General features: G+C 66.4%; 4 protein-coding genes. 1 reads left to right on the forward strand and 3 read right to left on the reverse strand.

What is annotated here, in order from left to right; genetic code table 11:
- Window positions 1–602 (reverse strand): carbohydrate kinase family protein (locus tag ACE3UY_RS18305; RefSeq protein ID WP_374688922.1); only part of this gene is annotated, 602 nt, incomplete at its 3' end.
- A 64-nt stretch (window positions 603–666) separates the two neighbouring features.
- Entirely contained in the window at window positions 667–2265 is a 1599-nt protein-coding gene (locus tag ACE3UY_RS18310) for a hypothetical protein (protein ID WP_374688923.1), read from the reverse strand.
- 44 nt (window positions 2266–2309) lie between these two features.
- Here ACE3UY_RS18310 and ACE3UY_RS18315 point away from each other — a divergent pair, with 44 nt between their 5' ends.
- The gene (locus ACE3UY_RS18315) at window positions 2310–4280 is read left to right on the forward strand and encodes a hypothetical protein (RefSeq protein ID WP_374688924.1); all 1971 of its coding nucleotides are present in this window, start codon (window positions 2310–2312) and stop codon (window positions 4278–4280) included.
- 33 nt (window positions 4281–4313) lie between these two features.
- On the opposite strand, the gene rpe is transcribed toward ACE3UY_RS18315, so the two are convergent.
- On the reverse strand, window positions 4314–4985 hold the full coding sequence (gene rpe, locus ACE3UY_RS18320) for a ribulose-phosphate 3-epimerase (RefSeq protein WP_374688925.1): 672 nt from the start codon (window positions 4983–4985) through the stop codon (window positions 4314–4316).
- Window positions 4986–5261: the final 276 nt, after the last annotated feature.

The following is a 5261-nucleotide window of genomic DNA, read 5'->3' on the forward strand; positions in this document are numbered from 1 at the left end:
AGCGGCGTCGGGTCCGGGAAGTTGGCCGCCGAGAAAAAGAGGATGTCGGCCTCGCGGATGAAGTCCTGCCGGTAGGGATCGGCGGGGTCTACCACGTCCTGCAGATCGCAGGCGATGGTCAGCCCCTCCTCCCGCGCGATGGGCAACAGGCGGCGCGCCCAGTTCGGCAGGTGGAAGTGGGCCAACCGCGCCCCGCGTAGCACCTTGCGGCACAGATCGAGGTCGGGCATCAGTGTCATGTGCCCCTTGCCGTCGTAGAAGTTCTTGCGCCGGCCGTCGCGATACATGAAGTTGACACTGCGGGCCGTGCCGGCCGGGTCGGTGAACAGGGCGCGGCTGTCGATGCCATCGGCGGCCAGCGTCTCGCGGATGAAGCGCCCGCTGAAGTCGTCGCCCACGTGACCGATGAAGGCTGTCGGCGCGCCCAGCGCGGCGTAACCCCGGCTGGTATAGCCGCCCGCCTGCCCCACGTAGTCGCGGTTGTCGCTGAAGTTGGCCTCCACGCTGAAATCGATGTCCGCGCCGTAGAGGTAGACGTTGGTGTCAATGCCCACGTTGCCGATGACCACGACGCTCGGTGTTAGAGGAGTAGTGCTGTTCATACGGCAGGGATCGTATTTCAGAAGGTCCCAAGCGGCGGGCCGCTATGTCTGGACTGATGGAACCTCAATGGCCCGGTAATAAATGGCCGTAACAGCCCAGATTGAGCCGCCAGATTTCCGCCGGCCGGCGCGGGTCAAACAGAGGCGCGCGAATCGCGATGCTCAGGGCGTCGTGGAATTGGGCCAAGCCGGCATCCGCGATCACATTGCGACCGGCGCGCAACGTGTCGGCATAGCCGTCCGGCACATTGCGCCGATAGTGGCCGACCCGCCACTCGGCCGGGTCGCGCACCGGCAATCGAGCCAGCAGCGGGTCGGTCAGCCCATTGCGATCAATGATGTGAACGTCCGGCCCGGCGAAATAGCCTAAAAAGCCGACGTTTCCATGTTCGACCACGGCCGGCCCCTGGGCGCGCAACACCTGGCCCTGCTCGGCCCACGGGTGGAGTTGTCGCGCCGGGTTCAGCAGGCCGGTAAAAGGGTAGTAGTAGACGCGCTCGTCGGCGATGTCGCCATCGCGCCACGCTTCATGTTGCGGCAGCGCGCCATAACGGCCATCACTGAGCACGGTCGGGAAGTGGGCCTGGAAGCCCAGGAGGGCCACAGCCGCCAGTGATACAGCCGTGACGCCCGGCCGTCGTAGCCACCTGTCGCCCGCGATCATGAGCAGGATCACCGCGACCAGGAGCGGCGCGGCCAGAAACCGCCCGCTCATAAAATCCCCGCCAATGCGCACGACGTAGACGAGATAGAGGACGATGCCCGCGGCGCAGGCGCGCGGCGCGCCCGATATATCGGGGCGGGCGCCTTGCGCAACCCCGGCCAGCACGCCCGCGCCGATCACCGTCAGTGTCAGGGGGTCCCACCTCAGCGAGTTGCGCAAGTAGGCTAACCCCTGCCGGGCCAGATCGGCCGTGGCGATTCCGGTCCCAATCTTGGCGTAGGCCGTATTGGGGAAGGGGAAGCCATAGTAGAACAGCGAGAAGGCCGTCCAGAGAAGAAACGGCAGGAAACCGGCGGCGGCCAGCGCCAGCGCCCGCGGCGTTCGCTGCCGCCATACTGCCCAGACAAGCGCCGGCAGAACCAGCAGCAGGGTGTCGGTGCGATTCAGCGCCAGGAGACCCGCCAGCAGGGCGAGGACGAATACGCGCCGGTCATTCGCCTCCCCAACCAGGTACTCCAGACAGAACAGCGTCAGCAGCAGATGGGCGAGCGGGTTCTCCAGACCGGAGGTCGAGAAATCAATGAAGGCTTTGGAAAAGGTCAGGATGAGCAGACCGAAGACCGCGGCAGCCGGGCCGACCGGAGCGCGAAAGGCCAGCAGCCAGGCCACGCCGGCCGAGAGGGTGATCGAGAGCCAGATGGTGGTGTAATAGAGTTCCCCGGTCAACAACCGGCCGCCGATCAGCGCGAACAGCCATAGCGGGTGAGTATAGGCCTGGACACGTTCGGCCGGGTTCCAGGTCAGGCCGAGACCGCCGATGGCGTTCTCCACCACGCGGAAGGAGATGTACGCGTCGTCACTGAGCCAGGCGGCGCGAACGACGACGACCGCGAACAGTGCCAGCGCGGCCAGACGCGCGGCCGCGCCCAACAAATCAGGACGGGCGCGCGGCCAGAGGGATGATTGCGTAGAGTCGGGGGGGGGCGTCGTTCTCGTCATCGGTGTTTCGTCATCTCGGCCTGGGGTGCTAGAATGGTCGGCCTATGATGCCGGCAACGTGGCGCTCGCGGCTCTCTCTCCCTGTCATCCTGGCGATTATAGCACTATCGCTGTCGGCGCTCTATGCTATTGGGCTGATAGTTGATTGGCCCGCCTGGGTGCACGGCAGCAATTGGGTTTGGGTGCGGCGAGTCCCCACGCCCGGCGGGCGTTTCCTGCTGATGCCGCTCCTGTTCGCTGCCGGGTTGGTGTTGGCGGTGGTGGCGTTGCGCCCGGATAACCCTGACAGATCGGCGACCGCCGACCGTCCTGAAACCGGTCTGGTCTGGAGCCGGCGGCGGACGGCGCCCTTCCTGACGCTGCTGGTGATCCTGACGCCTCTGTTCCAGCTAGCCATCGCGGCGCAGCATCGCTCCCAGCCGTTAAGTCTGGCCGTCACGAGCCAGCCGGCGTTTTGGCGGGTGGGGATGCGCATCGAAGATCCGCTGGCCTTCGCGCGCGCGCACACGGCGAAGATGCCTACCTACGACGACGTTCATCTGCGAACGCAGCCGCCGGGCTGGCCGCTGGCCTATTGGGCGACTTACCGGGTGATGGCGCGGCTGCCGATTGCGGCCGACCTCCTCGGGCGCTGGTTCCACCGTTACGATTGCGCCGCCCCGGAGTTCCAGGGCTACACCCCGCCACAACTGGCCGCCGCCGGATTGCGGGTCGCCATCGTGTTGTTAAGCGGGCTGGGCGTGCTGCCGCTCTACGCGTTGGGACGGCGCTTCTATTCACCCTCGGCGGCGCGGTTGACCGCGGTTGGCTACGCCTTCACGCCCGCGCTGCTCGTCTTCTCCGGCCGCTTTGACGTGGCCTACGCGCTGCTTGGTCTGGCGGCGTCGTGGCTGGGCGTCCGTTACCTCTGCGACGGGCGGCGCTTCGCGCTTGTGCTTTTGGCCGTCTCTCTGGCCGTGGGCAGTTTCTTCTCGTTCACCGTCCTGCCGATAACGGCGTTTGTTTTCAGCATCCTGGCCGCGCACGTTTGGATGGGCCGCGAGGGTCGGCGCTCGCGCCTGGGCCGGCTCGCGGTGGCCGGCGGGACGGTTCTGATCGCGCTCCTGGCATTCTGGGGTTTCCTATACCTGGCCGCCGGCGTCAACGGCTGGCAGATGTTCCACGTCGGCCAGGCCATCCACCGCGAGTACCGGCTTAACTACCCAACGTGGTTTCTGTTCAACCTCTACGATCTGGCCGTGTTCATGGGCATTGTGCCGTTCGTGGGCGCGGTGGGGGCCTCGGGAATCGCCGTCGCCTCGGCCGCCGGCCGGTGGGGACGCCGTCGCTTCAACGCGGTGGCGCTCGGCTGGGTTCTGTCCGTGCTGCTGCTGAACCTGTCGGCCGCCGTGCGCGCCGAGACGGGGCGGTTGTGGTTATTCCTCATGCCGTTGGGCGGATTGGTAGGTTTCGCCTGGTGGGTGGAACGATGGGGCGAACGACCGCGCCCCGACAGGGGGCGCGGTCGGCGCTGGATCATCATCCTGTTTGCCGCTTACCTGGTTCAGGCGCTCGTCACCGGCTACCTGCTGGGCGGGCGGGGCATTTCGCCCGCCACCCAACCGCCCGTCTGGTCTATGCCCGCCTCCGCGCAACCCCTCGACTATCGGCTCGGCGACGCGATCGCCTTGCGCGGCTATGAACTGGCCGAAGCGGGCGAGACGCTGAATCTGACGCTCTATTGGCGGGCCATCCGTTTCCCACGCGTTGAGTACTCGGTCTTCGTGCACTTACTTGACGAGAACGGCGTCATTGTGGGACAGAGCGATGGACCGCCCGGCGGCGGCGCTCCGCCGGTCTGGTGTTGGGCGCCAGGCGAGGTGGTGGCCGACCGGCGGACGCTCAACCTCGCGCCGCTGAACGGGCGCCCCTATCGCATAGGCGTGGGCCTCTACGAGCCCCTTACGGGGTCCCGGCTGCCGGTTCGGCCGCCAGCGGCGGACGATCGGGTTCTTCTGCCGCCGGCCGGAGAGTGAGAATGAGAAAATGTCAGCGATTAGGATTGGTTTTTACACCAATGCCCGCCGGAAAGCCGCTACATTGTCCGCGATAGGACGCCCACCGCCGAAGACCGCGCTGCCGGCCACCAGCACCGTCGCCCCGGCCGCCGCCACCTCGGCCGCGTTGTCGGGCTTGATGCCGCCGTCCACCTCCAGCTCGGCCGCCGAGCCGATGACGTCGAGCATGGCCCGCAACCGCCGAATCTTGGCCGTGCTGGTGGGGATGTAGGACTGGCCGCCGAAGCCGGGGTTGACTGACATGACCAGTACCAGATCGACGTAGGGCAGAATCTCCTCCAGCGCCCCCAGCGGCGTGGCCGGGTTTAGCGTCACGCCCGGCCGGACGCCCAACTCGCGGATGGCCTGCACGCTGCGGTGCAGATGCGGGCAGGTCTCGACGTGGACGGTCAGGATATCGGCCCCCGCCCGCGCGAAGTCGGCCAGGTAGCGGTCGGGTTCGGCGATCATCAGGTGCACGTCCACCACCGCGCCGAAGCGGACGGCGATGGGCTTCACGGCCTCGACGATGAGCGGGCCGATGGTGATGTTGGGCACGAAGTGGCCGTCCATCACGTCCACGTGCACGTAGTCCGCCCCGGCGACCAAAGCCTCCTCGACCTGCGACCCCAACCGCGCGAAATCGGCCGACAGGATAGAAGGGGCCAGATGAACCTTCCTCATAGACATACTCCCTAGATGAGTACACACCAGGTGTGTATACACAGGAATGGCCCGCTGATGACGCTGATTACCCGCTGATTGACGCTGAAAGAGCGTAGCTTGCCGCGTTCATCAGCGCTCAATCAGCGTTATCAGCGGGCCGTTCTTTCATCTGCTCTATCTGTACTCAACCTCGCTGATCCGCATCAGCTTGTCCCAGCGGTGGTGGGCCTCGATGGTGCGCCAGGTTCCGGAGCGCGAGCGCGTGACCAGCGAGTGCGTGATCGCCCCGTTGCC

Source organism: Promineifilum sp. (SeqCode), assembly GCF_041918635.1.
Lineage (GTDB): Bacteria > Chloroflexota > Anaerolineae > Promineifilales > Promineifilaceae > Promineifilum.

Excerpts from the sequence above, each read along its gene's own strand:
- ACE3UY_RS18310 (WP_374688923.1), bottom strand. The coding sequence starts at position 2,265 with ATGACGAGAACGACGCCCCCCCCCGACTCTACGCAATCATCCCTCTGG.
- ACE3UY_RS18315 (WP_374688924.1), top strand. The coding sequence starts at position 2,310 with ATGATGCCGGCAACGTGGCGCTCGCGGCTCTCTCTCCCTGTCATCCTG.
- rpe (WP_374688925.1), bottom strand. The coding sequence starts at position 4,985 with ATGAGGAAGGTTCATCTGGCCCCTTCTATCCTGTCGGCCGATTTCGCG.